Here is a 25,387-nt window from a genome sequence, read left to right on the forward strand (position 1 = left end):
CGCCAGCCAGACCGCCGCATCCCCCGCGAGTTGCAGTGATGATCTCACTGGACCCTCCCTTCCTCACCCAGCAGTCCGCGCGGACGTACGAGCAGCACTAGCCCCATCAGGACGTAAATCACCGCTTCGGTCGCGGACGGGAAAAAGACAGAAGTCAGGCCAGAAGCGACGCCAATGAGAATGCCGCCGAGCAGCGTACCCGGCAGGCTGCCCAGTCCCCCGACGATGATCGCAACGAAACTCGGCATGATGAGCGAATCACCGATGGTCGGTTGCAGTCCGAGCATGCCGGCTGCCAGTACGCCAGCCAGCCCCGCGAGAAAGATGCCGAGGCCGAAATTCATGCTGCGAAGCCACCGTACATTCACGCCCAGTGTCGCGACCGTTTCGAGGTCTCCGACACCAGCGCGGATACGAATGCCGGATCGAGTGAACTTCAGGAACATGAAGAGCGCCGCCACGACGATCACAACCAGTACGACCATGAACACACGATAGCCCGTTAGAAAGAAGAACGAGGACGTCAATGGCCGGTTCAGCGCGTCCGGAATCTGATACGGCAATGTCTGAGGCCCCCAGATATAGCGGCTACCGTCCTGCAGCAGAAACGCGAGCCCGAACGTGAGCAGCAGACTGTATAGGGGATCTCTTCCATACAGCGGGCGAATCAGTACCCGCTCGATCAGCAGTCCGATAGCAGCCGTCAGCAAGGGTGCAATAACAAGCGCCGCCCAAAAGCCGACATACGGCATGATCGTGTAGGCGAGGTAAGCGCCAATTGCCAGGAATCCGCCGTGCGCGAAGTTGATGACACCGCTCAGATTCAGGATCAGCGACAGGCCAAGCGCCATTAGCGCGTAAAACGCGCCAATGACGATACCGTTGAAAACGTTGAACAGGATCAGTTGCGTCATACCGTTACCTGTGCTGCCGACGTCCGCTTCCGATGTCCCGGCTCATCGGTCGCGCGGCAGTTGCGGCAGCGCGACGTCATTAGGCACTCAGCCCCTGTCTGGCTCCCCGAACCGGTCATGCCCATGTGAGACGGCAGCCGGTTTCGCTGACCGGCAGCGCCGCGTCGATGCCCTTTACCAACTGATCGACGTGGAATAGATCATCAGGTCTAGGTCCTTGCGCTACCGCATGTCCCACATAGAGATCCGGCATGAGCTGATGGTTGCCGGCCCGATAGAACGGTGTGTCCGGCATCAGCCCTACGTCCGGCGGCAACTTGAAGCCTTCAAGCGCCCGCGCCAGTTTCACCGCGTCAAGCGTCTTCTCCTGATTAGCGACGAGTGCAACGCTATTGACAGCGACGTGCCCGAACCAGTGTCTGGCAGTCGGCACTCTCCCGGCCTTCTTACGGATGCCGGCCACGTATTCCGCTACGTGGGGTACGTTGGGCTGGTCCCAGTACCATTCGAATACCCACGTACCGATTCGCGCATCCGGCGGCAAGCCCTCGAGCACCTCCAGTTCCTGCTGCGCCCCGGCGATGTGGAAACGCTTGTTAAGGCCGAACTGCACCGCCTGCTTAAGCGAATTGACTGCATCCTGACCGGCGGTAAGAAACAGGATGACGTCAGGATCGGCAGCCTGCGCCTTGATCAAATATGACGAATAGTCGGTGGTGCCAAGCGGCGCCAACGCGGCTCCAGCCTCCACCCCTCCGAACTTCTTCAGGCTCGCCTCGAAGCCGAGTTGCAAGGTGTGGCCAAATGCGTAATCGGGGGTGATGAAAAACCATTTTTTTCCGTACCGGTCGAACAGGACCTTCGATACCGAGTTGGTTTCCATCCTCGTCGTATTGCAGACCCGAAAGACGTTCCAGTGACAATCTGTACCGGTCACGGCGTCGGTATGCCCACCCGTCACAATATGCAGTGTTTTCAATTCGTTTGAAACCTGCCCGATCGCAAGCGCCATAGCCGAGTTGACATTGCCAAGCAGGAAGTCCACCTTGTCACGTTCGATCAGCTTGCGCGCTTTCTGTACAGCAGCGCCAGTATCCGCGCTGGTGGAATCCTCCACGATGAGCTGAACCGGACGACCCAATATGCCCCCGCGCGCATTGATCTGATCGATCGCGTATTCGCAACCCATTTGCTCGTTCTTGCCGAGTTCGGCGTAGGTACCTGTCAACGGGTCGTCGAGCCCGAATTTGATTGGAACCTCTCCGCGCGCCTTGATGATGAAGGGTGCGCCGATCTGCGCAATTCCGGCTGCGGCAGCAGCCTTCAGTACGAGCCGGCGATGCCGTCGGCCCGCGGTCGATAGTCTTCTCATTTCGGTCTCCCACAGAATGGACACGTCCGAGCAATGCTCGCGCTCTCCTCCTGGGAAAGCTGGTTCCGATTTCTACGCTTCGGATTTCCAACGCATATCAAATGTTAGTGCACGATATGACATAATTCCATGAGATGTAACGAAACGTCTGAGTTCCAGCCAGTCTATCGCGGTGATTCAACGCACACCGGCGCGGTGCGCGGGTAAAGCGCTTCAGTAAATGTCCCGGGATGCGCATGAAAGAGACTCGGGAAAACCTCCACTCTGAAGAACCCTTCCTCCATTGAGGCATGGAACAACTCCGATGCTCGCGCCGGGTGTTGGGAGATCTGGCAGCATCGTCGGCAGTGGTCGCGCTCGCAACCGATCCGGTTGTCAAAGATTGCGCCAAAGCGAACGCGAAATTGTGGGACCACATCGGCGTTTCGTGCGCGGCGTCCGTTACAGAGATGGCCGATTTCGAATGGGTGAGTTCCCCCCCCCCCCCCACAATCAGGCAAGACCAGCCACGGCCCTCGCTACCGCGATTGAGATGATTAATCGAGGCTCGAAGCCCCGAAACCCAACGCGCTGAGTGCGAAACTTCCTGCGCCAAACGCATTACGTGACGGCGTGTATGCATCGTCAAACGCCAGGATTTCGCCGTGCGCTGCCAGCGATATGTCCGCCAAAGAAGACCGGGAATACGGATCGGCGCGCTCCGGATACCATGGTGTCGTTGGAGAGGATACTGCCTCAGAGGTCGAGCCTCTGCTCGAAGACCTCATCTTGGCCCATGGACCAGAGGAATCCAGCGGCACTAACTCGTCCAGCATCCGATCACCTGTCATCGCGTTCACGCTACCGCAAATGGCTGTCGCGACCAACAGCACGGCCCTGGTGAGCTTGCGAAGGAGTTTTGATGAGTCTGGCGCAGACTTCATGAATGATCGCTGTATCACTTCAGAATTCAGACGTTTGGAACTTGCCGCCTCACGGCACAGTCGCTGCATGATAGCGGGTGGCCTCTGCCAAATAAATCTGTGTTTACTCCCTATCTGCGAGTGCAGCGCACCGATGGATCCCACACCCGGTGCTCCCTATTGATCATCGCGATGACAATCACGAAGGCCTTGCCAACCCGGAGATGACGCCGATCAGCAGCACCGCGACGGCGAGCAGACCGGGCATGTAATTGCCTACTTCGATTGCGCCGTAATGATCACGCCGCTCATGCGTGCGTCGAAGCTGCGGGTCAATTCCTTGATGGCAAAGACCGCGTTCACAAGCGGCGCATTGAACGCCGCCGACAGGCCTGTGGGGGCGCCGGCGAACGCGAGCCTGTGCTCGAGATCGACGCCGCGGATGGTCCGAAATCGCGCGGGATGGAAGTGCCGCAGGTTAAGCATCAGCGATGGCCGACGTGGATCGTCGGCACGCCGCAATATGTCACAATCTGCGTCAATCAGATGCGCTTCCAGCACTGCAACGAGAGCGGTGACCAACGGGCTCACCCAGAAGATTCCATAGTGGAACCAAAGCCGCCGAACATGTTGCAGCGTTCTTCTGTCCAGGATGCGGAAGAAAGTGGCAGACGATTTCAACGTCAGATATGGATCAACGCAAAAAAAGCCCAGCCGTGAAGCTGGGCGGAGGGGAATCGCCTTCTGTCGCCTGAAAACGAGTGGGCTTGCTGCCGGACCATACGCCATAACATGCAATATCGGCACGCCAGGTCCCATACCACTAGCCCTTAGGATAAGCACGTTGTGACATTTATTCAAGCGATTCCTGCACCTTTTTCGTAAAACCAGGAAGGGGGAACACGGCAGGAGTTCATTCAGATGACCTTCGTGAGATAACGGCGGCTGCTCCGATGGCGGCATCGCCTGGGAAAATACGGAGGCACACCACGCAAACGCCACATAGACTTCAAGACGTCGCTTCCCTCGACGTACTGCCCTGCTCCACGTCGTCACTTTTCTGGGAGACAGAATGAAAAAATGCACGATCCGGCTCACGTTCGTGATGCTCGCGCTGCTCGCCGGATGTCATTCGGAAACGAAAACGCCGCAAACGGTCACATCGAGCGGCCAGGCTGCCAATGCGTCGGCGCTCAGTACCGGTCCCTCGACGATCGACGAACTGAACAATCCCAACAGTCCGCTTGCAAAGCGAAGCATCTATTTCGATTTCGACAGCTATACGGTCAGGGATGACTATCAGGCGCTACTCCAGGCACATGCGGACTATCTGCGCCGGCATCCGTCCCAGCATGTGCTGATACAGGGCAACACCGACGAGCGCGGCACCACCGAATACAATCTCGCCCTGGGCGAGCGGCGCTCGCAGGCCGTCATGCGTGAGCTGGAAACGCTTGGCGTGCCCGGGACGCAACTGGAAGCCGTCAGCCTGGGCAAGGAAAAACCGGTAGCGCTGGGGCACGACGAGGCGTCGTGGTCGCAAAATCGCCGCGCCGACCTGGTGTACCGTTAATCGCGCAGCGCACGACGCGCGGACCAGTTCAAAGCCCGAAGTACCAGAGCCGCACGTCCTCTTCCTCCGACCATATCTGCACGTCCAGCATCTCGTCGAATTCGACCGGCTCGCCCCGGTACATGCAGCAGAACCCGCGCTCGGTGCGATAGACGATCACCCACTCGCGCGGGTCGGGGGTTGCGTCGGGCGAACGGTCTTCCCGTGTGCTCCCGGAATCCGCAAGGTGCGCCGCGGCCTTGAGCCGCTCGCGCAACGTCCGCCACTCAGTTTTCAGCTTCACGGTCGCTCACCTTGAGACCCCTGCCGTGCACGGCATACGAAGCGTCGTTGACGCGCACGGATTGCGTCGACGTGGCAGTCCTTGCGCGAGCCCGGGGCTGGAAAATATCGATACTGCGCGCGACGGCGTCCGCAATATGCTCCTTCGCAATCACGCCGGACACGTCGAACGCGCCATCGACAGCGGTATCGACGAGGACCACCGCCATCACCGCGCGGCGCTGCCGGAGCTCGCTGATCACTTCGAACGCCGCATCGGATCGCTTCACGACGATGAAGTTGCGATGCGCGAGCTGCCCGATCGTGACCGTCGGATTGTCATGGCTGACCGCGCGGCGCAGGCCGGTGTTGATGCGCAGCACGCCGTACAGCATGCCTGCCTTCGTGACGACGATGTGCCGGAACGGCGCGACGCCCATGCGATCGAGGAGATCGCGAAACGGGACGTCCGCGTCGAGCACCAGTATGTCGGCCTCCATGATCGCCCCCGCGTTCTGCACGAGAAACATATTGGCGTGCAACGCATCCGGAATGACATGACCGCGCCTGACGAGTTTCATCGTGTAGATCGTCTCGCGCGAGAGGAGCCGGCGGGTGCCGATGCTGAACGCAACCGCAAGTATCATCGGCAGCACGATGTCGTAATCGCGCGTCATTTCGAAGATCATCGCCACTGCCGTCATCGCGGCACCCGTGCCGCCCGCGACCACCGCCCCCATGCCGACCATCGCGAATGCAGGCACGCTGACCGGAGCGGCCGGCACCAGCAGATGGAACAGGGACGCCAGCGCGGCGCCCAACGTCGCGCCGATGAACAGCGACGGCGAGAACACGCCGCCCGACGAGCCGGAGCCGAGGCTAACCGACGTCGCGGCGATCTTGCACAGCGCAAGCAGCAGCAGGAACAGGCCACCTTGCAACTGTTCATTGAGCGTCGCCTGGATCGTTGCGTAGCCCACGCCCTCCACGTAGTAGTGGCCTGCGTAGCGCATCAGCAGATACATCATTGCGCCGACGAACAGCATGCCGAGCGCGTGGCGCGCAAAACGCCCCGGAACGCGCTCGAAGGCGTCCTCCGCCCAGTGCAATACGCGAATCAGCAACGCGGCCGCCACGCCGGCCACGACCCCGAGCAGCGCGTAAAGCAGCAGCGTGAAGCCGCTCGCGAGATGGTTATCGAGCGCTCCGAGCTGAGGGGGAACCAGGAAAGCCGCTGCTCCGCCAAAGAACAGCCGTCCCACGAACGTGGCGGTGCCCGTTGCCAGTGCGACGGGCAGAAAAGTCCCCACGCTGATTTCCGGCATCATCAGCTCGGTCGCGAACAGTACGCCGCCGATCGGCGTATTGAACGTCGCGGCAATGCCGGCCCCCGCGCCGCTCGCAACGAGAATGATCCGCTGACTGGCGGGCATCCGCAGCCACTGACCCAGCGTCGAGCCCAGTGCCGAACCGATCTGGATGATCGGACCTTCCCGGCCCACCGCCGCACCGGTGCCGATCGCGATCGCCGATGCGAGCGACTTGACGACCGCCACGACCGGACGGATCACGCCGCCCCCGAAATAGATCGCGTCCATCACTTCTGGCACGCCATGCCCTTTTGCTTCCGGTGCGAAGCGGCTTACCAGCCACGTGACCGCGAAGCCGCCTGCTACCGGCACGAGAATCACCCATGCGCCCCACGGCGACGGCGGGGTAAACTGGCTCGCGTCGTAGAGCGGCGAAAGGCGTCCGAGAAACGCCGCATTATGGATAGTGCCGATCAGCAACCTGAACACGACCGCGCCAAAACCGGTCACGATCCCGAGGCAGAACCCCAGCATGCTCATGCGATAGAGGTCGAGCGGCTTCGCGACTTCTTGCGCGTTTTCAGGAGGCGCCGAATCTCCTTCCTTGCCGTCGAGCTTCGTGGGGGCCATATCCCGCCTCTCCTCGCATGACAACACCGCGTCATCGTTCGGCGCGGGAGCCTCGAGCGGTCCCATGCACGCAATACAAGGTCCACGCAGAAAGAAGCCGAGCGGTCTTGGGGGGACATCGAACATCGCACCGCCCGCCTGAATCGGTCGGTGCGACCGGGTAGACAGGCCTCGGCAATCATGTCATGCCGTGCCATGCACTATAGTCCTATCAACGCGTGTTCACCAACCTTGATGGTCGTGGCGATACGGAACACCCAACGCTCACTGCATCTCAATCCGGCGCGGGCACGCAATCCATCTGATACGATTTTGCGCTGTCACCCCGTCACGCCGCATTGCCGGTGCGCTTTGCGATAGAGCAACAGGATTTCAGCAAGGCTGCAGAGAAGCCGGTTTCAGGCGCCTGATCCATGTTCCGAACGAGACAGGTAGCAAAGTGAAGCAAACATCACCGCACATCCGGGTCGGCATGCCCAACAAGCTGGATCTCGAAGCCATGTCGGCATTCCGTTACCAGTTACGCAGGTTCCTGCGGTATTCGGAAGAAATTACTCACGCGGAAGGAGTCACGCCTCTGCAATATCAGATGCTCCTTCACGTCAGGGGATTTCCCGACCGCTCCTGGGCCAGTATCGGCGAGCTGGCTGAACGGTTGCAGGCAGCGCCCAACGGCACCGCGGCGCTCGTGTCCCGCTGCGAAGCAGCCGGGCTCGTCGAGCGTCGCCCCGACGCTTCCGACCGGCGACTCGTGCAGGTCCACCTGACGGAAAAAGGCGAGCGGTGCCTGTTGAAGCTCGCGATGCTGCATAAGCGGGAAATCGAGTCATTCGGTTGGGCACTGGGGCAGTTTCAGGTTCAACAGACACCACTGGTTGGCGGAGCGGCCAAATCGCCAGATTGGTGATCATGCAGCGGCGCCAGGGATGAGCATCCGTCGACGGCCGGCGCGCCAGCGACGATCTCCGCGTGCCAGCCCTTTAGCCCGTGTCCGTACGACCCATTCTCAAGACGCGAGTGGCTCGACGCCCCACAGCGGCCACCGCTCGCCGCTTCGTGCGCAGCCGCACTGGACGCGCCTTCCGATCCGGCGGCACGTTCGACAGATGGCCAAAGTGCCTTGCTAAATGCCCTATCGTGCGCTAAAAAACATTTACTTCCTTCGCGTGTCTACTGGCCGTCCGGCCAATGCCATGGACGCCTCCACCCAGCGAGCACGACTGTCCATGAGTCTTCTTGAGCTCAGAGGCGTTTCCAGGCATTTCGGCGCCATTCAGGCCCTGACCGACGTGACGCTCAGTCTGGAGCCAGGTCAGGTCGTGGGGCTCATGGGCGATAACGGGGCCGGGAAATCGACTTTGGTGAAGGTCGTCGCCGGCAACTTTCCGCCTTCGCACGGCGAAATTCTCATTGATGGAAATCCCGTGCATTTCAACAAGCCGGTCGACGCGCGCGCGCGCGGCATCGAAGTCGTCTATCAGGATCTCGCGCTCTGCGACAACCTGACGGCAGCCGCCAACGTTTTCCTTGGCCGCGAACTGCGAGTCGGGTTCGGGCCTATCCGCGTGCTCGATCACGCGACCATGTATCGGCGTGCGGGTGAACTGTTCAAGGCACTGAAGTCCGAGACGCGCCCGCGCGACCTCGTCAGGCAAATGTCGGGGGGACAGCGGCAGGCGGTGGCCATCGCCCGCACGCGCCTCTCGGAAGCGAGGCTCGTTCTGATGGACGAGCCGACCGCCTCGATCAGTGTGCGCCAGGTCGTCGAGGTGCTCGATCTCATCAGACGCCTGTCCGAACACGGTATCGCCGTCATCCTCATCAGCCACCGCATGCCTGACGTATTCGCCGTCGCCCACCGGGTGGTTGTCATGCGGCGCGGGCGCAAGGTCGCGGACAAGAAGACCGAAGAGTCCTCCCCGGAAGAAGTGACAGGTCTGATCACCGGCGCCATCGCCGCTGCCTGAACCTGCCTCGCATCGGAGCCACCACATTGAACGACGCGCCGCGAAGGCCCCCTACAGTGCCGCCATTGCTCGATGATCCACAGTCCGCGAGGACGCATACTCGCTGGTCGGGATTGCTCGCAAGCCAGGTGTTCTGGGTCGTGCTGGCAACGATCGTCGCCTGTATCGCCCTGTCTTTCGCGACCTCGACCTTCGCGACCTCCGAGAATCTTTTCAACGTTACGCGAAACTTCGCCTTCGTCGCCATCGTGGCGCTGGGAATGATGGCGGTGATCGTCACGGGCGGCATCGACATTTCGGTTGGCTCGACGATCGGCATCAGCGGTATCGTGCTCTCGGTCGTCATGAACGCGGGCTACCCGATCTGGGCCGGTATCGGCATGGGACTACTGACCGCCGGGCTGGTCGGCCTCGTCAACGGCTTGCTCATCGCGTATCTCGGCATGCAGCCTTTCGTCGTGACGCTCGCCATGCTGAGCGTCGGCCGCAGCCTCGCACTCGTGATCTCCCGCAGCCGGACCATTTTCGATTTCGGCCCCGACGGGAGCAAGCTCCTCGCGCTCGGCGGCGGCGCGACGCTCGGCGTCGCCAATCCGGTGTGGTTCCTGATCCTGCTTGGGCTGTTGTTCTGGTTCGCGTTCGGCTGGACGCGCTGGGGCCGCTATGTGTTCGCGATCGGCGGCAACCGTCATGCGGCGACTCTCACCGGCGTACCGGTGCGCCGCATCGTTTGTTCCGTCTACACGCTCTGCGGCCTCATGGCGGGCGTCGCGGCGATTCTCGAAGTCGGCTGGCTAGGCGCGGTGACGACAGGCCTCGGCACGGGCGACGAACTGCGCGTAATCGCTGCTACCGTGGTCGGCGGGACCAATCTGGCCGGCGGGGTTGGCAGCGCCTTCGGCACGATCGTCGGCGCGGCACTCATCGAGGTCATCCGCAACAGCCTGATCCTGCTTGGCGTCGACGCGTTCTGGCAGGGCACGGTCGTCGGCAGCTTCATCGTCGTCGCGGTGCTCTTTAACAGGCTCGGTGGCGAGCGGCAAGGAGATTGAAATGTCGTTGGACGCACCGGCCGCTTCCCGGCCGGTGCCGCGGGAAGCGGGTGCGGCCGGATTGGACGCGGAACTGCCGCACGCATGGGTTCACAAGACCGCGAGGATCCGCTCCAAGGCCGAGTTCCGATTTCGGGCCTGACGTTGGATCGTTATGAAGACTGTGTAGGCCGACATGGGCACCGTAGAGCCGGCGCCGAACAGGAGGAAGCAATGAAGAAACTGTGGATGTGTCTTGCTGCGGCTGGAGGACTTGCGATGCTGGCGTCCTCGGGCTTCGCGGCCGATAAGACCCTTGCGCTGGTGGTGAAGGGTCTCGACAACCCGTACTTCGACCTCATGCATCAAGGATGCGAACGGGCGAACAAGGAACTCAACAAGCAAGGCTACAACTGCTACTACACCGGTCCCGCGACCGCCGCGGACGAGAGCGCGCAAGTGCAGATCATCGACGACCTGCTGACCAAGGGCGTCGCGAGCATGGCGATCTCGCCAGCGAACGCGCCGGCTGTGGCGGAGGTGCTGCGCCGCCGCGGCGGATCGGTCCCGGTCATCACCGCGGATGCCGATCTGCTGCCGAAGGATGCGTCACTGCGCAAGAGCTATGTCGGCACCGACAACTACGAACTGGGCGCCAAGCTTGGCGAGCAGTTGAAGATGCTGATGCCGAAAGGCGGCAATGTCTGCCTGGTGATGGGCAATCCGGCAGCGGAGAACATCAACCAGCGGGCCCAGGGTGCGCGCGATGTGCTCTCCGGGAAGAAAGGGATCACGAAGCTCGCTGGCGAGAACGGCTGGCATGAGATCAGTGGCTGTCCGCTCTACGTGAACGACGACGCCGCCAAGGCGAACCAGATGATGCAGGACACGCTGACCGCCCACCCTACCGGTCTCGACGCCTTTCTGCTAGCGGGCGGCTGGCCTCTCTTTGCGCCGCAGGCCTTTTCGCAGGTTGTCGCGCCGATAATGGACAAGATCAAGAACGGCAAGTTCGTGATCGTCTCGGCGGATACGCTCGGGCCCGAACTGCAAGCGCTCAAGGACCACAAGGTGAATGTGCTCGTCGGCCAGCGGCCCGAGGAAATGGGCTACCGCGCCGCGATGGTCATGCGTGACCTCGCGGAAGGGAAGTCGGTACCTCCGGTCATTCACACCGGACTCGACGTCTGCACATGGAAGAACGCCGACACTTGCCTGAAGCATTGAAGGCCGGCGGCCCACATCATCACGATAACGCGCGAGCCGGATCGACACCGAGCCGACTCTGCGCTGCCTCAATGCATCGACGACACCATTTGCCTGCTCTTCCTGAAAGAGGCCGGGCGCGGCATTGAACACCAATAGCGCGCCGACAATGCACGCTTCGACACGTTCGCCGTTGATCAGTTGAAGGGTGATCGCCGCCTCGAGCATCGAGAGTACGGGCGCCCAAAACCGTGCCGCGATACGCGTCGGCCCTCCGATGCGATGCTCGTTGTGCTCGTTCCTGCCGCGCTCGCTCAGCAGACGCGCGGCTTGCGCGCTGGTCAGCCCCCAATGCGACGTGCTGCCGGATGTCGTTGTCATGGGCCCGCTTCCAATTTTTGCCTGCTTTGTGCCCCACAGTCACAATGATGCCGGCTGGGCCTGTTCCTGACGCTTACCCCGGCCACAAACGACCGTCACGCGACCAACACGCGCACCGTCGATTGAAGCAAGTTAGCCATTTTTCTCCACTGAAACTTGAACTATCGCAATCGAGGTCACGGTAGCGGCTCTTCGTGTAAGGCAATGCACATGAGAAATTCCACGGCTCGAAGCATCGCTCTGGTTTGCTCAGTCATCCCAAACATGACTTCGCTAAGCATCAGATAAGCTTCGTATCCTGGACTTCTCTCACGTTCTTCTCATTGCACTGACCAACCCAACTGGAGGCGTTCATGAAATCGACGCCGCGGCGTAGCTCTTGAACCTGGCGGTGATCAGCATGCGCGGAACGCGGCCGTGCCTGCTGAGCAGCTTGCGCATGAGTCGCCGGGCTGCGTGCCTGTCGCGGCGGCTTTGCACCAGCACGTCGGGCACCCCGCCATGCTGGTCCACCGCGCGCCACGCCCCGAAGGAAGTCCTCTTGGGGGAAAGCCAGTGCTTCTCTCCGTTGATCGTGGCCACCACTTCGTCGAAGTGCCACCTGTCGCCTGGGGCCAATGGGGTGGACCGGATGCGGGAAACTGTAATACCACCACACCGCGTAGCTGATCACGTCAAGCGGAAATTGATAGCCAACACAGGAGCGCGGGTTGTCGACGGCAGTGGCGTTCTGTTGGGCGGCTGCTTTCATGAACGACATTGTCGCCGCCCCCCTTAACCCCTGCTAATAACGTGACAATGCCTTCCCCGTAAATGACGCGGTCTGCGATGATCGCCGAATGAACGCCAGTGGCGTGCCGCGATCGCGGCGCGGCTGACAGAATGGCACCGGCCATTTCGTACAGCAGGAGATTGTCTGAGTGACCCATCTCCTCCCGATAAAGTAGGCGTCTAGCATGAGTGAATACTTCACACCTCTGTCATGCATTTGCGCGCCCAAAACGACGTTCGCGCGCCCGATATGATGCGAGTGCGGCATCAAGCGCGGCTTCGTCAAAATCTGGCCAGAATATGTCGGTGAAGTAGAGTTCAGTGTACGCGAGCTGCCATAGCAGGAAGTTGCTGATGCGCTGCTCACCTCCGGTCCGGATCAGCAGATCGGGTTCCGGCGCGTACGCCATCGCCAGATATTGCGCGAAGCTGGCTTCGTCGACCGGCACGGCGTGACCATCGACGGCACTCCGTGCGGGTAGCTCGCTTATAGCGTGAAGGATATCCCAGCGACCGCCGTAATTCGCCGCAATGGTCAGCGTCATACGTGTATTGTGGGCGGTTCTGATTTCCCCTCGCTTCACGAGCGCCCGAAGGTGCGCATCGAACGCCGATAGATCACCAACGACGCGCAAGCGGATGCCATTCTTGTGCAACCGTGCCGTTTCACGCTGTAGCGTCGCCCCGAACAGACGCATCAGGAACGACACTTCGTCCTCCGGCCGGCGCCAGTTCTCCGAACTGAATGCAAACAGCGTCAGGAATTCGACGCCGCGCCGCGCGCAGCCCTCGACGATTGCGCGGACCGCTTCGACACCCTTCACGTGACCGGCCACTCGGGGCAGCCTGCGCTGCGCCGCCCAGCGGCCATTGCCGTCCATAATGATTGCAATGTGCCGCGGCACATCGGTCACGGCCGGTACGCTAACGGTCGAACTTTTATGGATCATGGGAACCGCCGCGAGTCAGGCGGAACACGAAAGTCCCCGAAGGTCATGAAGGTGCCCCTGGGCTCTTTTCCTGGTGATCAACTCGACCGCCACCAAATGACGTGGACATCGGCTGCGCCACCGGACGAAACGGATAATCGTATGGTATGCAGACGAAACTGAAAGGATGCTTAAGACGGGGATACGACTCGCGGAAATCGAAAGCCTGGTATAGCGATACGTCCATGACTCGCGGCTCGTTGAAGCCTGGTAGGCGTAGTCCTGGAAATCCCTCAAACGTCATGTGCTCGCCGCTCGGCAGCTTGGCCACGGCACGTGCATCAAAGCGCATTCTTCCCTCGGCGCAGGTTTTTCCGAGACAAGCATACCCGGCGCAGGTTTCTGCATAACGGCACAAAAACCTACGCCAGCATCACAAGTTTGGGTAAGCGGAGACACGCGTCGACACACCAACCGATGGGCCTGAAGCGTTAATATTCTTCTTAAAATCCAGTTACTTGCGGTATATCCTGGGAAGGCTTGGGGCTTACCGAGACAAGCCTGAAAACATGGCTATTCGTTCTCGTCGAAGTAATGCCCGAACTTCAGCTGCTTCGTGCGGATATACCGCTCGTTTTCCTCGCGCATCGGAATCGCGAGCGCGACACGCTCGCACACCGGAATGCCGTGCTTCGACAGCGTGTCGAACTTTTCGGGATTGTTACTCATCAGCCGCACCGACGTGACCTTCAGCGTGCGCAGGATGCCCGCGGCCGAATCGTATTCGCGTGAATCGTCGGGCAGGCCGAGATCGAGGTTGGCTTCGACGGTATCGCGCCCCTGCTCCTGCAGCGCATACGCGCGGATCTTGTTCGACAGACCGATGCCGCGTCCTTCGTGGCCGCGCAGATACAGCAGTACGCCGCAACCCTCTGCCGCGATATAGCGCAGCGCGAGATCGAGCTGCTCGCCGCAGTCGCAGCGATAGGAGCCGAGCACGTCGCCCGTCAGACATTCCGAATGCAGGCGCGTCAGCACCGACGACTGGTTGGCGACATCGCCCATCACGAGCGCGAGATGTTCGGCGCCGCTGTCGACCACGCGAAACACATAGGAAGTGAACGTGCCGTAGCGCGTGGGCAGCGTGGCGGTGGCGTCGAGCACGACGCATTCGCCGGTGACGGCGCCGTCCGCTGCGGGCGATGGATCCTGAGACGTGAGCATGGCGTTGAACAATGGTGCTGGCATGAACCCGGTCGAGCCGGGGATAAGGTGTGGACTGCGAGTTTACCGCTAATCCGCATGCAGCACGTGGATGCCCCTTCGCTTGCACGGGACGCTGCCCCGCGACAAGCCGCACCCGGCACGCGCGCATCACGCGAAACACGACCCCGAGACCCGAAACAAGCCCGCGCGGACCGCGTCAATCCAGCGCGCATCGTCCGGCGCGCCCGAGGTATTCCCGGTGTACCGCGGGCGCACGTCGCGCCTATACTGGTATCGCCTGTCCCTCACCACAGTGCGCCACTTCGGCGTGCTGCATTGCGAAACGGAGCCGCTCCATGACAAGCGTTGCACAGCTTCTTAAAACGAAACCGAACCCCTCCGAGGTCTACACCATCGGCGCCGACGATTCCGTCTACGAGGCGATCCGGTTGATGGCCGAGAAAAGCATCGGCGCGCTGGTGGTGACGGACGGCGACAGCATCGCCGGCATCATCACGGAGCGCGACTACGCGCGCAAGATCGTGCTGATGGACCGGTCGTCGAAGGCGACGCCGGTGCGCGACATCATGAGCAAGGCGGTGCGCTTCGTTCGTCCGGACCAGACGACCGAAGACTGCATGGCGCTGATGACCGAGCGGCGCATGCGTCACCTGCCTGTCATCGACAACGAGCGGCTGGTCGGCATGGTGTCGATTGGCGACCTCGTGAAGGACATCATCGCGGAACAGCAGTTCACGATTCAGCAACTCGAGTTCTATATTCACGGCGAACGGCTCTGACAGGCAGCACGGTTTTCGCTGAGCGACACCGCATCGATCATCCGCGCGGGACCAGGCGCAAAAAAAGCCCAAACCTCTAAGAGCTTGGGCCAAGCTACCTTGCGGCAGCGGAGGTTCCTTCGGAAAGAGGAACGCAACGCGCGCGGATGACACGCTCTCGGGCGCATGAGTGCGGCGCGCTCGTTTGAAACAGTACCGGGTATGAAACGCTGTGTGCGCCGTCAAACGACGCGCACACAGATTCTGCTGCCTGCCTAGTTACCGAAATTAGTTACCGAAATAGACGCTCTTCGGGCCGCTCATCGGCTGCTTCACGCCGCCCGCCTGGGTCGATCCGCCCATCGGCGCGCCGTAACCGCTGGTATCAGCGGTCGGCTGGGTTTGCGCGACGGCCGGATTTTGCGCTTGCACGCGCTGCTCGGCGGCCTGGATGTCGGCCGGATACTTCGGGTCGCTCGAGGTCGACGGGTTGTAGCCCGCATGCTCCAGCTGGATCAGTTCGCTGCGGACTTCCGCGCGGGTGACCGGCTGCTGGCTCGACTGCGCGAACGATACGACTGGCGCGGCGACAAGGGCCGCAATGGCAACTGCCTTGATCAGCGATTTCATGGTGACTTCCCTCCAATGTGGTTTTATCTGCATCGCCGACACCTCGGTGTCCAGCGAATGACTTGAGTCTAGTCACCGCACGGCCAAGGGAAAACCCTTAATTTCGAGATAGAAAATTGCTCAGTTCGCAACGATCTCGGGAAATATCGTGGAACCGCCTCCGTTAACATGATCTTCGGGGTAACAATTGCAGGGATCGTCACCTTTGCGTCTGATGTTTCCGAAATACGTCTGATTGAAGAAAAAATTCGCCCGCCCGCACGCCGAAACGTCCGAATCGATGTACGCGCATAGCTGCGACGTCATGCGCCCGAATGCGGAATCGTCAGTAGCTTGCGCGGGCCGCTGACGAACGCGCTGCCCGGCTCGAAAAATCGCAACGGACGGTGCCTCTCGCGCGACAGGCCGATGCGCGTCGTCACGCCGATCGGCACGTCGCCAGTCTCGATCACGCCGATCCATAGCCCCCGCCCCGTACACAAATCGCGACCGTCGAACGCCTGGCCGATGCCGAACGCCACCGTCAGCCGGCCGGGTCCGCGCGCGAGATCGCGCAGCGGCACGCCGGGACGGCGCGCTTCCATCAGCGCGAGTCCTTCGAGCGGTTCGATCGCGCGCAGCAGGATGCCGGCGCCGACCTCCTCCGCTTCGGACGACATGTTGAGCATGTAAGACACGCCGTAGGTCAGTCGCACATAAGCATGACCGCGCGCGAGGAACATCGACCCGTTGTACGGACGACGTCCGATGAACGCATGGCTCGTCGAGTCGCCGAGCGGATACGCCTCGGTCTCGACGATGCGTCCGCTCAGGCGTCCTTCTGGCAGATCGTGCACGAGATATTTGCCGACCATGAAGCGCGCGAGTTCCACGGTATCGATCGGCAGATCCTCGCGGCGCAACGGTCGGATCGGAAGAGCTTGGTTTCGCATGCGCTGGGTGTCCTTGAGTCGGTGCTGAAATCGGTGCTGAAACCTACGGCCTCGCGACAAGCGCGCAGTCGCCCCACTCCCACGTCATCGACCGCTTGCGCTCGACAAATTCGTTGTACCGAAGCCTCATTTTCTGCGCCATGGAAGTCAACATGGCACCAATTGTTGTATTGTGTTCATCCGGCCGGTCACACGGCCGTTTGCATGTTTCGGCGCACACTTCGCGGCTTGCTGAAACTGCGTGTCGGCCGAAAGCGTTCGCAGACTGCTGTACCTGTTCCATTGGCATTGAATCCCGCTGTACCCGCTGGTGTAAAAAAAAATCGATCCCATCCGGGGATCGACGTTCTACGACAACAGGAGATGGTTGAATGAAAGCATTCTCGGCAATCAAGATGATCGGCGGCGCGCTGGTCGTTCTCGCTTCCCTCAACGCGTACGCGCAAAGCAGCGATGCGGCCGCGACCGCAGCGCCGGCGGCAACGGCACCGACCGCCAAGCAGACTCGCGCGGCTAATCGCGCGCTGCAGAAGAAGGTCCGCGCGACGCTCGCACGTACGAAGGGCCTGACCGTCGGGAACATCACCGTGCGCGCACGCGAAGGCGCCGTCACGCTGGAAGGCTCGGTGCCGGAACAGGCTCAGATCGAACTCGCGACGAACGCCGCTCAAGGCGTGGCAGGCGTGACGTCGGTGAAGAGCGCACTGTCGATCCGCGCGATCGGCCAGTAATCCGGTCGAACGGCCAAAGAAGTTGCGGTAACAGCAGCAAGCTGGCGTCGACGGCGGAAAGCTCCGCCGCGACGCCAATTCCCCCTCCGATGCAGCGCTCGACACCATTGCCTCACGGTGCCGGCCATCGCACCATCCGACGCGGCGATTCCCCGCGCCCCCGAAACCGCGATATTTTTAATGCGCTACGCGCGTCGTGATGACGACCCGAACGCGTGGCGACGGCTTCTCGTAACGAGTTATCCCCGATAATTTAATAGCTTAACGTCACTTGTTAAGATATTACTTCAGGTTCATACACGCACCGAAAGGAAGGCCGCATGACTTCGTCCGCGACCGTCTTGCCTCGTTGGACCCTCGTCGCGCCGATCGTTAGCTGGATCGTGCTCGGCGCCGCCTACGCGATGCCGGGCAACACGCTAATGCTCGCACTGGCCGGCATGTCGCTATGCGCGGCCGTGTTTGCTGCCGTGCATCACGCCGAAGTGGTCGCGCATCGCGTCGGCGAGCCGTTTGGCACGCTGGTGCTCGCGGTCGCCGTCACGGTGATCGAGGTGGCGCTGATCGTCTCGGTGATGCTGACGTCCGGTCCCGAGAAAGCCGGCCTCGCGCGCGATACGGTATTCGCGGCCGTGATGATCGTCTGCAACGGGCTCGTCGGGCTGTGTCTGCTGGTGGGCGGCATCCGCCATCTGGAACAGGACTTCCAGAGCCGCGGCGCGGCGGCCGCGCTGGCGGTGCTCGCGTCGCTGTCGGTACTGACGCTCGTGATGCCGAATTTCACGACCACCAGCCCGGGGCCTGTCCTGTCGCCGTCGCAGCTCGCGTTTGCCGGCGTGTCGTCGCTGGTGCTGTACTGCGTGTTCGTGTTCGTGCAGACGGTGCGCCATCGCGACTACTTCCTCGCCGGCGTGCCCGACGAAAACGTCCATGCCGAGCCGCCCGGCGCGCGCCTCGCCGCAATCAGCGGCGTGCTGCTGCTCGTGAGCCTCGTCGCGGTCGTGCTGCTCGCGAAAGTGCTGTCGCCGGTGGTCGAGTCAGCGGTGCTGAGCGCGGGCGCGCCGCCGGCGGTGGTCGGTATCGTGATTGCGTCGCTGGTGCTGTTGCCGGAAGGACTTGCGGCGCTGCGCGCGGCGCGCGCCGACCGTCTGCAGACCAGCCTGAACCTCGCGCTCGGCTCGTCACTGGCGAGTATCGGCCTGACCATTCCCACCGTCGCCGGCGTGTTCCTGTACATCGGTCAGCCCATCGTACTCGGCATCGATGGCAAGGACATGGTGCTGCTCGCGCTCACGCTGGTGGTCGCCACGCTGACGCTCAGCACCGGGCGCACGACGATTCTGCAAGGCGCCGTGCATCTGTCGCTGTTCGCGGCTTATCTGTTTCTGTCGTTCGCGCCGTGACGCGATGCCTTACCCGGCGCGGGCGGACGGCAACCTCACTCTTCCCAATGCTCGGCGATCCAGTCGCGGAACAGATTCAGCTTCTGCTGTTGCGCGACTGAATCCGGATACACGAAGTAATAGCGCCAGCCGGTCTTCAGCACGGTATCGAACGGCCGCACGAGGCGCCGGGCGGCGACGTCCTCGTCGATTAGCGCGAGGTCGCTGATCGCGACACCGAAGCCCTGCGCGGCGGCGTTGGTCGCCATGTCGAGCGTATCGAAGCTCGGGCCGACCTCCGCGTCGATCGTCGCGGCGCCCGCCGAATCGGCTTCCGCGACTTTCGCGAGCCACATCTTCCAGTCGCGGTGATCGCGCGTCGGATGCAGCAGCGTGTGGCGCCCGAGATCGGCCACCTGCGCGAGCGGCTTGTCCTTCAGCAGCTCGGGCGTGCAGACCGGCGTCAGACGCTCCTCGAACAGCGACACCGCCTGCACGTCCGCACCGGGCGACGAACCGTAGATGATCGCCGCGTCGAACGGCTCGCTCTGGAAATCGACGTCGTGCTGCCAGGTGGTCGTGATCTGCACGTGCAGATCGGGATAGTCGGACTGGAAGCGCATGATCTTCGGCAGCATCCAGCGCATCACGCAGGTCGGCACCTTGAGCGCGAGATCAGTGCGCTGCCTCGTCAAGCGCAGCGACATTTCCTCGATCCGCGCGAAGCTCTCCTTGACCGCCGGCAGCAGCATTTCGCCCTCGGCGGTCAGCGTCAGCCCCTTTGCGTGCCGCTTGAACAGCGGAAACTTGTAGTACTCCTCGAGCGCGATGATCTGCCGGCTGACCGCGCCTTGCGTCAGGCACAGATGGTCGGCGGCACGCGTGAAGCTGCGATGGCGCGCGACGGTTTCGAAAATCTGCAGCGCGTTGAGCGGCGGTAGGCGTCGCATCGGATGTCCAGGATCAGAAAAAATCATTGCGTGGCTGCGGCAGCGCCCCTCGCCGCCCTGCCCGTCAAGCCCACAGCATACGCGATCGGCTATGCGCGCACGAGTGGGCGCGCAGGCAAACCCGCATGCGTTCGACTCATGGCATGCGTGAAAAACGCCCGTACCGAGGAATGTCGCACCGGCGCGGTGCAAAATAGCCTTCAGCAATCGCACCAGAACCGAGCTTTCCTCATACCTCGACGCACGCTGGGATTCCTCAGCCAGATATGGACGTTAACCCGCATAAGCCATCGCCCGTAGCTTCCCGGCGTGTCGCCAAACCGCTCGCCACCGCGTTCGCCGGCGGCGAGCCATGAGCGTACGTCATGCGATCCATGCGCATATTTCGATTGTTGCGTGATTTTGGCAAACCTACAGTGCATCCACGCACGGTAGATCCGGCAGCGGTCACGGCGAATCATGGGCAACGGGCGTTCAACACAGGAGACCGCCATGCAGCAGATCAAACGGGGTAGAAGGCAGGCCATCAAGACGATCGGTACGGCGCTCGCGGCATCCGCGCTGCCGATGCCGTTCCTCAACCTGCGCGCGCAGGAGCACAACTTCAGCGGCAAGACGCTGCGCATCCTGACGTGGTCGGACGATACCGGCACGGCCGCGCTGCGCAACATCGCCGCGACCTTCACCGCGAAGACCGGCGCGAAGGTCATCGCCGATCGCGCCGACGGCACCTCCGGCATGGTCGCCAAAGTCAAGGCAGCGGGCGAGCGCCCCACCTATGACGTGATCACGCTCGCCGGCGTCGGCGCCTCCGGCCTCGCCGACGCGGGCCTGCTGATGAAGCCCGACCTCGACCGCCTGCCGAACCTGAAAGAAGTCGCGCCGCCATACCGCACCGGCGCGAACGGCTTCGGCGTCGGCTATCTGCTGTGGTCCGACGGCCTCATCTACAACACCGCGACGGTCAAGACGCCGCCTTCATCGTACGAGGCGCTGTGGGACCCGAAGTACGCCGGCCGCGTATTCCTGCCGCCGCCCGAGTGGGCCGAAGCGGTCGATCTCGCGATCATCGCCGCGAAGATGAACGGTGGCTCGCAGCAGAACATCGAGCCCGGCTTCAAGAAGCTCGCGCAGCTCAAAGACCACGTGATGACGCTCGGCGAGAACCCGAACCAGGTGGCCGACCTGTTCCGCACGGGCTCGCTCGACATCGGCGGCATCTACTCGCCCGCGTTTTTCCCGGATCAGATCCGCAAGCCCGAATACAAGATGGGCGTGACCTACGGCATGAAGGAAGGCTTCGCGACGCAACTGATGTTCACGGTGATTCCGAAAGCGCATCCGGGCGACACCGACCTGATCCACGCGTTCATCAATCACTCGCTCGACGCCGGCGTGCAAGGCCGCATGGCCGCCGATGTGCTGAACGGCCCAGTCAATTCGAAAGCGATGATTCCGGCCGAGAGCCGCGCGTTCGTGCCGAGCCCGCAGCAGATCGCCGAGAAAGCCGTGCTGCATGACGACAAGGCGCTCGCTGCCGTGCAGCCGGCATGGATCAAGCGCTACACCGAAATCTTCTCGGCGTAACCACGATGCTCGCGCGCTTCCCGCGGCGTGCCGCGATGATGCCGGACGAAGCCGCGCCGGGCCCAGCGCCCGGCGGCGGCGCCTCCGCTTCCGCAGTTGTTGCGACGGCCGTGACCGACCCCGCTGCCGGCGCAACGACGCTCGCGAAAGCGCGCCCGTGGCTGCTACTTGCGCCGATCCTGCTGTTTCTGGCGATACTCGGCGCGGCCGCACTGGTCGTGCTGCGCATGAGCTTCGGCACGTCCGGCAACGAATGGCGCAGCTTCACGCTGCAGAACTACGCGGACCTGCTCGACGGCTACTTCCTGAAATCGTTGTGGCTGACGCTGCGGCTCGCGTTCCAGAGCATGCTATGCGCGGTCGTGCTCGCGATTCCGGTCGCGCTCGCGATGGCGCGCACGACATCTCGGCTCGCGCGCCGGCTGCTGCTCGCGGGTGTGCTGCTGCCGCTGCTCGTCAATCTGCTGCTGCAAGGCTATGGCTGGCTCGTGATCCTCGGCCCGGCGGGTCTGCTCAATCACGCGCTGCTCGCGAGCGGACTCGTCGAGCGTCCGGTGATGTGGCTGTATCGCGAGCATGGTGTGCTGCTCGGGCTGATCCAGACCGCGTTTCCGCTCGCCGTGCTGCCGCTGTCCAGCGCGATGCGCGCGGTGTCGATCTCGTACGAGGAAGCCGCCGCGACGCTCGGCGCGACACGCTGGCAAACGCTGCGTCACGTGCTGCTGCCGCTCGCGATGCCGGGCCTCGTGTCGGGCGCGCTGCTGGTGTTCGCGTACAACGCGAGCGCGTTCGCGGTGCCGCTGCTGCTCGGCGGCCGGCGTGTGCCGATGCTCGCGGTGCTGGTGCACGATCAGGTCGCGCCGCTCTTGAACTGGCCGGCCGCCTCCGCTTCCGGCGTGGTGCTGATGATCGCGACGCTCGCCGTGATGGCGCTGTCGCAACGGCTCGTGCGCCGCACCCAACGTCTGACCGGGGAGCCTCACGCATGAGCACGCCGCTGCCGAGTTCGCGCCTGCCGCGCATCGAACCTCGTTCGCCACGCTTCCCGCGCCTGCCGCAGACGATGCCCGGCCAGCTCGGCCGCGCGACCGCGCTCGTCGCCGGCGTGGTGCTGTTTCTCGCCGCGCTGCCGATCCTGACGATGATCGCGATGTCGTTCAGCGCGGCCGACACGCTCGAATTCCCGCCGCACGCGTACAGCCTGCACTGGTACCGCGCGGCGTGGCACAGCTTCGTGTCACCGGACGCGACCGATACGCTGTCGATGGGCGCCGCGCTGAGCACGAGTCTCGTCGTCGCGCTAGCGACGATGCTGATCGCGACGCTGGTCTCCGTGCCCGCCGCGTACGCGCTGTCGCGCTACCGTTTTCACGGCAAGCCGGTGGTCGAGCAACTGGTCGCGCTGCCGCTCGTCTATCCGCTCGTGATGCTCGGCCTGTCGCTGCTGCTGGTGTTCAACGTGCTGCCGGTCGAGCTGGGCGTCGGCCGTCTGATCATCGCGCATGTGATCCTGGCGCTGCCGTTCACGGTGAAGAACTGCGCGGCGTCGGTCGCGTCGATCGGCCCCGAGTTCGAGGAAGCCGCGCTCGTGATGGGCGCGAGCCCCGGCCGCGCGCTCATCGACGTGGTGCTGCCGCTGATGCGCCCCGGCATTCTCGCCGGCATGCTGTTCGCCTTCATCGTGTCGTTCAACGAGTTCACGGTGACGTTCTTCCTGTACAGCATCGACACGATGACGCTGCCGGTATGGCTCTATAGCCGCACGGTGTCGTCGCTCGATCCGACCGTGTTCTGTTTCGCGGTGGTCATCGTCGCGATCGACTTCGCGCTGATCTGGCTGCTCGAAAAGCTGATCGGCGACGAAGGCGTCGCGCTGTGAACCCGCCACCTTGCAGGAGCTTCCGATGACCCATCTGACCTTGCAGGCCGTCACGCGGCGCTTCGGCGCCGTGCATGCCGTCGACGACGTCGACCTGAGCGTGCCCGACGGCAAGCTCGTGTGCTTTCTCGGCCCGTCCGGCTGCGGCAAGACCACGCTGCTGCGGATGATCGCAGGCCTCGAAACGCCGACCGAGGGCAGCATCCATTTCGCCGGCCGCGACATCACGCGACTGCCGGCCAATCGGCGCGACTTCGGCATGGTGTTCCAGTCGCTCGCGCTGTTTCCGCATATGACGGTCGCGCAGAACGTCGTGTATCCGCTGAAGCTGCGCAAGGTCGCGAAAGAGAAGCAAACGCGCCGCGTCGCCGAACTGCTCGAGCTGATCCAGCTGCCGCACATGGCGAACCGGCCGGTCACGCAACTGTCGGGCGGGCAGCGCCAGCGCGTCGCGATCGCGCGCGCGATCGCTTCGGAGCCGCAACTGCTGCTGCTCGACGAACCGCTGTCCGCGCTCGACGCGAAGCTGCGCGAAGCGATGCAGGTCGAAATCCGCCTGCTGCAGCAACGCCTCGGCATCACGACGATCATGGTCACGCACGACCAGCGCGAAGCGATGACGATGGCCGACGAGATCGTCGTGATGGAGAAAGGCCGCATCGCGCAGGTCGGCAAGCCGCTCGACATCTACCGCGATCCGGTCAGCGAGTTCGTCGCCGACTTCATCGGGCTCGGCAACATTCTGCCGGTGCGGTACGACGGCGCGGGCGTCGTGAGCCTGCCGGGCGGACGGCGCATCGCGGTGACGCCGCACCGGGGCGCGCCGCTCGCCGATGCGCGGCAGCCGGGTCCGGCCGGCAACGCGATCCGCCTGCTGATTCGCCCCGAGGACATCTGCGTGAAGGCGGCCACGGAAGCACCGAACCCGAACCGGCTGCCCGGTACCGTCACGTTCATTCGCGACGTCGGCGCCTCGCTCGAAGCGACGATCGATTGCGTGGGCTTCACGCTGACCGCCGCGACCACGCCGCGCGAAACGCCCGGGCTCGCGCTCGGCATGCCGGTGCTCGCCGAGCTGCCGCCGCACGCGTGCAAGCTGATCGCCGCGCGCGCCGCCTGATACCCGAACCCATCACACGGCTTTGCCTGAATAACTACCGTATTACGACAGAGGAACACATCATGAACCAGCGCCCCGCTCTCCAATCGACCCGCCGCGTGTTCGCGACGCTCGCCGCGACGCTCGCGATGACCGCGCTCGGCGCGCTGTGCGCACTGCCGTCGGCCGCGCATGCCGACGCGCTCGACGACATCGCGAAGTCGGGCACCGTGCGCATCGGCGTATTCGAGGACTATCCGCCGTTCGGCTCGATCGGTCCGGACATGAAACCGGTCGGCTACGACATCGACGTCGCCAATCTGATCGGCAAGGCGCTCAACGCGAAGGTCGAACTGGTGCCGGTCACCGGCGACAACCGCATGGCCTTTCTCGCCGACCACAAGGCCGACATGTTGCTGTCGGTCGGCCAGACGCCCGAGCGCGAAAAAGTGATCGACTTCTCGCAACCCTACGCGCCGTACTACCTCGCGGTGTTCGGACCGAAGTCGCTGCCGGTGAAAAACGCCGCCGACCTCGGCGGCAAGTCGATCTCGGTCGCGCGCGGCACGCTCGAAGACCTGAGCGTGACGAAGATCGCGCCGCCGTCGGCGAACATCAAACGTTTCGACGATCCGAACGGCGCTATTTCGGCGTTTCTTTCTGGTCAGGTACAGTTGATGGTGGTCGGCAACGACGTCGGCGCGACGATTCTCGCGCGGCATCCGGCGAACGATCCGGAGCAGAAGTTCGCGCTGTTCAGCTCGCCCGATCACGTCGGTCTGAACAAGAACGAGCCGCGCCTGAAGGCGAAGGTCGACGAAACGATTGCCAAGGCCCGCAAGGACGGCACGATGAACGCGATTTCGCAGAAGTGGCTGCGCGCGCCGCTGCCGGCCGATCTTTGAAACCTTTGGCGTGGCGCCGTGAAGGCCGCGCCGCGATCTGATCCTACGATGGGCACGAGG

24 protein-coding genes and 1 pseudogene are annotated in these 25,387 nt (G+C 62.9%); 13 read left to right on the forward strand and 12 right to left on the reverse strand.

Annotated elements, in window-relative coordinates; translation table 11 throughout:
* Positions 1 to 44 precede the first annotated feature (44 nt).
* The 3 genes from F6X39_RS22855 to F6X39_RS22865 form a co-directional block, all read right to left on the reverse strand.
* Positions 45 to 914, reverse strand: a complete 870-nt coding sequence (locus F6X39_RS22855) for a branched-chain amino acid ABC transporter permease (RefSeq protein WP_187618218.1) — start codon at positions 912 to 914, stop codon at positions 45 to 47.
* Between the two features lie 115 nt (positions 915 to 1,029).
* The gene (locus tag F6X39_RS22860; RefSeq protein WP_187618219.1) at positions 1,030 to 2,286 is read right to left on the reverse strand and encodes an ABC transporter substrate-binding protein; all 1,257 of its coding nucleotides are present in this window, start codon (positions 2,284 to 2,286) and stop codon (positions 1,030 to 1,032) included.
* Positions 2,287 to 3,464: 1,178 nt separating this feature from the next.
* On the reverse strand, positions 3,465 to 3,779 hold the full coding sequence (locus F6X39_RS22865) for a chloride channel protein (RefSeq protein ID WP_187618220.1): 315 nt from the start codon (positions 3,777 to 3,779) through the stop codon (positions 3,465 to 3,467).
* Between the two features lie 481 nt (positions 3,780 to 4,260).
* On the opposite strand from F6X39_RS22865, the gene pal reads away from it, so the two are divergent.
* On the forward strand, positions 4,261 to 4,761 hold the full coding sequence (pal, locus tag F6X39_RS22870) for a peptidoglycan-associated lipoprotein Pal (RefSeq protein WP_184069367.1): 501 nt from the start codon (positions 4,261 to 4,263) through the stop codon (positions 4,759 to 4,761).
* 28 nt (positions 4,762 to 4,789) lie between these two features.
* On the opposite strand, the gene F6X39_RS22875 is transcribed toward pal, so the two are convergent.
* Entirely contained in the window at positions 4,790 to 5,044 is a 255-nt protein-coding gene (locus F6X39_RS22875; protein ID WP_184033945.1) for a hypothetical protein, read from the reverse strand.
* Positions 5,028 to 6,962 carry a chloride channel protein gene (locus F6X39_RS22880; protein ID WP_187618221.1) on the reverse strand — a complete coding sequence of 645 codons (1,935 nt, stop codon included), beginning with the start codon at positions 6,960 to 6,962 and terminating at the stop codon, positions 5,028 to 5,030. The genes F6X39_RS22875 and F6X39_RS22880 overlap by 17 nt, the downstream gene beginning before the upstream one ends.
* Before the next feature lie 472 nt (positions 6,963 to 7,434).
* Here F6X39_RS22880 and F6X39_RS22885 point away from each other — a divergent pair, with 472 nt between their 5' ends.
* From F6X39_RS22885 to F6X39_RS22900, 4 genes are all read left to right on the forward strand, one after another.
* Positions 7,435 to 7,869 (forward strand): MarR family winged helix-turn-helix transcriptional regulator, encoded by a 435-nt coding sequence (locus F6X39_RS22885; protein WP_187618251.1) that lies wholly within the window; start codon positions 7,435 to 7,437, stop codon positions 7,867 to 7,869.
* Between the two features lie 319 nt (positions 7,870 to 8,188).
* A complete protein-coding gene (locus F6X39_RS22890; RefSeq protein WP_187618222.1) occupies positions 8,189 to 8,929 on the forward strand; it encodes an ATP-binding cassette domain-containing protein in 741 nt (246 codons plus the stop codon).
* 113 nt (positions 8,930 to 9,042) lie between these two features.
* Entirely contained in the window at positions 9,043 to 9,981 is a 939-nt protein-coding gene (locus F6X39_RS22895; RefSeq protein ID WP_222945291.1) for an ABC transporter permease, read from the forward strand.
* 84 nt (positions 9,982 to 10,065) lie between these two features.
* On the forward strand, positions 10,066 to 11,187 hold the full coding sequence (locus F6X39_RS22900) for a sugar-binding protein (RefSeq protein WP_260330570.1): 1,122 nt from the start codon (positions 10,066 to 10,068) through the stop codon (positions 11,185 to 11,187).
* 198 nt (positions 11,188 to 11,385) lie between these two features.
* Here F6X39_RS22900 and F6X39_RS37645 read toward each other — a convergent pair.
* The 4 genes and pseudogenes from F6X39_RS37645 to ribA all read right to left on the reverse strand — a co-directional run.
* A pseudogene (locus tag F6X39_RS37645) lies at positions 11,386 to 11,547 on the reverse strand (cation-transporting P-type ATPase); the annotation flags it as partial.
* Between the two features lie 351 nt (positions 11,548 to 11,898).
* Complete coding sequence (locus F6X39_RS22905) at positions 11,899 to 12,129, reverse strand: DDE-type integrase/transposase/recombinase (RefSeq protein WP_316251715.1); 231 nt, start codon at positions 12,127 to 12,129, stop codon at positions 11,899 to 11,901.
* Positions 12,130 to 12,527: 398 nt separating this feature from the next.
* A complete protein-coding gene (gene uppS, locus F6X39_RS22910; protein ID WP_187618224.1) occupies positions 12,528 to 13,268 on the reverse strand; it encodes a polyprenyl diphosphate synthase in 741 nt (246 codons plus the stop codon).
* Between the two features lie 552 nt (positions 13,269 to 13,820).
* Positions 13,821 to 14,471 carry a GTP cyclohydrolase II gene (gene ribA, locus F6X39_RS22915; RefSeq protein WP_090805969.1) on the reverse strand — a complete coding sequence of 217 codons (651 nt, stop codon included), beginning with the start codon at positions 14,469 to 14,471 and terminating at the stop codon, positions 13,821 to 13,823.
* A gap of 338 nt (positions 14,472 to 14,809) precedes the next feature.
* Between ribA and F6X39_RS22920 the strand changes: the two genes are divergently transcribed.
* Positions 14,810 to 15,253: a CBS domain-containing protein gene (locus F6X39_RS22920; protein WP_184033976.1), complete on the forward strand. Its 444-nt coding sequence runs from the start codon at positions 14,810 to 14,812 to the stop codon at positions 15,251 to 15,253.
* A 267-nt stretch (positions 15,254 to 15,520) separates the two neighbouring features.
* Here F6X39_RS22920 and F6X39_RS22925 read toward each other — a convergent pair whose 3' ends face one another.
* Together F6X39_RS22925 and F6X39_RS22930 are read right to left on the reverse strand one after the other, a co-directional pair.
* Positions 15,521 to 15,862, reverse strand: coding sequence for a DUF4148 domain-containing protein (locus F6X39_RS22925; protein WP_187618225.1), 342 nt, complete (start codon positions 15,860 to 15,862; stop codon positions 15,521 to 15,523).
* 302 nt (positions 15,863 to 16,164) lie between these two features.
* Positions 16,165 to 16,794 (reverse strand): DNA-3-methyladenine glycosylase, encoded by a 630-nt coding sequence (locus F6X39_RS22930; protein ID WP_187618226.1) that lies wholly within the window; start codon positions 16,792 to 16,794, stop codon positions 16,165 to 16,167.
* A 371-nt stretch (positions 16,795 to 17,165) separates the two neighbouring features.
* Between F6X39_RS22930 and F6X39_RS22935 the strand changes: the two genes are divergently transcribed.
* The gene (locus F6X39_RS22935) at positions 17,166 to 17,525 is read left to right on the forward strand and encodes a BON domain-containing protein (RefSeq protein WP_184033987.1); all 360 of its coding nucleotides are present in this window, start codon (positions 17,166 to 17,168) and stop codon (positions 17,523 to 17,525) included.
* Positions 17,526 to 17,845: 320 nt separating this feature from the next.
* Positions 17,846 to 18,928, forward strand: coding sequence for a calcium:proton antiporter (locus F6X39_RS22940; protein ID WP_187618227.1), 1,083 nt, complete (start codon positions 17,846 to 17,848; stop codon positions 18,926 to 18,928).
* Positions 18,929 to 18,963: 35 nt separating this feature from the next.
* On the opposite strand, the gene F6X39_RS22945 is transcribed toward F6X39_RS22940, so the two are convergent.
* Entirely contained in the window at positions 18,964 to 19,857 is an 894-nt protein-coding gene (locus tag F6X39_RS22945) for a LysR substrate-binding domain-containing protein (RefSeq protein WP_184008535.1), read from the reverse strand.
* A gap of 492 nt (positions 19,858 to 20,349) precedes the next feature.
* On the opposite strand from F6X39_RS22945, the gene F6X39_RS22950 reads away from it, so the two are divergent.
* The 5 genes from F6X39_RS22950 to F6X39_RS22970 all read left to right on the forward strand — a co-directional run bounded on the left by F6X39_RS22950 (position 20,350) and on the right by F6X39_RS22970 (position 25,327).
* Positions 20,350 to 21,444: a PotD/PotF family extracellular solute-binding protein gene (locus F6X39_RS22950; protein ID WP_018420888.1), complete on the forward strand. Its 1,095-nt coding sequence runs from the start codon at positions 20,350 to 20,352 to the stop codon at positions 21,442 to 21,444.
* A gap of 5 nt (positions 21,445 to 21,449) precedes the next feature.
* Positions 21,450 to 22,433, forward strand: coding sequence for an ABC transporter permease (locus tag F6X39_RS22955; RefSeq protein ID WP_187618252.1), 984 nt, complete (start codon positions 21,450 to 21,452; stop codon positions 22,431 to 22,433).
* Positions 22,430 to 23,323: an ABC transporter permease gene (locus F6X39_RS22960; protein ID WP_187618228.1), complete on the forward strand. Its 894-nt coding sequence runs from the start codon at positions 22,430 to 22,432 to the stop codon at positions 23,321 to 23,323. Before F6X39_RS22955 ends, F6X39_RS22960 begins: the two co-directional genes overlap by 4 nt.
* 25 nt (positions 23,324 to 23,348) lie before the next feature.
* Complete coding sequence (locus F6X39_RS22965; protein ID WP_187618229.1) at positions 23,349 to 24,443, forward strand: ABC transporter ATP-binding protein; 1,095 nt, start codon at positions 23,349 to 23,351, stop codon at positions 24,441 to 24,443.
* A 62-nt stretch (positions 24,444 to 24,505) separates the two neighbouring features.
* Entirely contained in the window at positions 24,506 to 25,327 is an 822-nt protein-coding gene (locus F6X39_RS22970; protein ID WP_018420884.1) for a transporter substrate-binding domain-containing protein, read from the forward strand.
* Positions 25,328 to 25,387: the final 60 nt, after the last annotated feature.

Origin of the sequence: Paraburkholderia sp. UCT2, from assembly GCF_014397665.1 — a bacterium.
GTDB lineage: Bacteria > Pseudomonadota > Gammaproteobacteria > Burkholderiales > Burkholderiaceae > Paraburkholderia > Paraburkholderia tuberum.

Bases quoted from the DNA above. Each gene is read 5' to 3' on its own strand.
- F6X39_RS22940 (WP_187618227.1), top strand. From the start codon at position 17,846: ATGACTTCGTCCGCGACCGTCTTGCCTCGTTGGACCCTCGTCGCGCCG.
- F6X39_RS22885 (WP_187618251.1), top strand. From the start codon at position 7,435: ATGCCCAACAAGCTGGATCTCGAAGCCATGTCGGCATTCCGTTACCAG.
- uppS (WP_187618224.1), bottom strand. From the start codon at position 13,268: ATGATCCATAAAAGTTCGACCGTTAGCGTACCGGCCGTGACCGATGTG.
- F6X39_RS22960 (WP_187618228.1), top strand. From the start codon at position 22,430: ATGAGCACGCCGCTGCCGAGTTCGCGCCTGCCGCGCATCGAACCTCGT.
- F6X39_RS22930 (WP_187618226.1), bottom strand. From the start codon at position 16,794: ATGCGAAACCAAGCTCTTCCGATCCGACCGTTGCGCCGCGAGGATCTG.
- F6X39_RS22920 (WP_184033976.1), top strand. From the start codon at position 14,810: ATGACAAGCGTTGCACAGCTTCTTAAAACGAAACCGAACCCCTCCGAG.
- F6X39_RS22890 (WP_187618222.1), top strand. From the start codon at position 8,189: ATGAGTCTTCTTGAGCTCAGAGGCGTTTCCAGGCATTTCGGCGCCATT.
- F6X39_RS22900 (WP_260330570.1), top strand. From the start codon at position 10,066: ATGGGTTCACAAGACCGCGAGGATCCGCTCCAAGGCCGAGTTCCGATT.
- F6X39_RS22880 (WP_187618221.1), bottom strand. From the start codon at position 6,962: ATGGCCCCCACGAAGCTCGACGGCAAGGAAGGAGATTCGGCGCCTCCT.
- F6X39_RS22925 (WP_187618225.1), bottom strand. From the start codon at position 15,862: ATGAAATCGCTGATCAAGGCAGTTGCCATTGCGGCCCTTGTCGCCGCG.
- F6X39_RS22945 (WP_184008535.1), bottom strand. From the start codon at position 19,857: ATGCGACGCCTACCGCCGCTCAACGCGCTGCAGATTTTCGAAACCGTC.
- ribA (WP_090805969.1), bottom strand. From the start codon at position 14,471: ATGCTCACGTCTCAGGATCCATCGCCCGCAGCGGACGGCGCCGTCACC.
- F6X39_RS22950 (WP_018420888.1), top strand. From the start codon at position 20,350: ATGCAGCAGATCAAACGGGGTAGAAGGCAGGCCATCAAGACGATCGGT.
- F6X39_RS22860 (WP_187618219.1), bottom strand. From the start codon at position 2,286: ATGAGAAGACTATCGACCGCGGGCCGACGGCATCGCCGGCTCGTACTG.
- F6X39_RS22970 (WP_018420884.1), top strand. From the start codon at position 24,506: ATGAACCAGCGCCCCGCTCTCCAATCGACCCGCCGCGTGTTCGCGACG.
- pal (WP_184069367.1), top strand. From the start codon at position 4,261: ATGAAAAAATGCACGATCCGGCTCACGTTCGTGATGCTCGCGCTGCTC.
- F6X39_RS22965 (WP_187618229.1), top strand. From the start codon at position 23,349: ATGACCCATCTGACCTTGCAGGCCGTCACGCGGCGCTTCGGCGCCGTG.
- F6X39_RS22855 (WP_187618218.1), bottom strand. From the start codon at position 914: ATGACGCAACTGATCCTGTTCAACGTTTTCAACGGTATCGTCATTGGC.
- F6X39_RS22955 (WP_187618252.1), top strand. From the start codon at position 21,450: ATGCTCGCGCGCTTCCCGCGGCGTGCCGCGATGATGCCGGACGAAGCC.
- F6X39_RS22935 (WP_184033987.1), top strand. From the start codon at position 17,166: ATGAAAGCATTCTCGGCAATCAAGATGATCGGCGGCGCGCTGGTCGTT.